Raw genomic sequence first — 255 nt, 5'->3', positions numbered from 1 at the left:
TACTGAGCCGACACGGTGTAGAGATCCCACGACAGACGCTGGCACGCTGGGTCATCCAGTGCGGCGAGTACTTACAACCGCTGTTGAATTTAATGCGCGATCGGTTGCTGGAAAGCCCGGTCATCCACTGCGATGAAACCCGGGTTCAGGTGCTTAAAGAGCCGGATCGAGACCCGACCAGTCAATCCTGGATGTGGGTGCAAGCCAGTGGGCCACCGGATCGAAAAGTAGTGTTGTTTGACTACACCACCAGCC

Annotated in this window: 1 protein-coding gene; it reads left to right on the top strand. The window is 56.5% G+C overall.

The genetic code is table 11. From position 1 onward, the window contains the following. Positions 1–255: IS66 family transposase (locus ACZYSM_RS29605; RefSeq protein ID WP_489077246.1), on the top strand; the 255-nt coding region annotated here is incomplete at both ends.

It is taken from the genome of Pseudomonas sp. F220 (genome assembly GCF_057813935.1).
The sequence above is the reverse complement of the archived record's forward strand: the minus strand, read 5'-3'. Positions and strand labels throughout refer to the sequence as shown.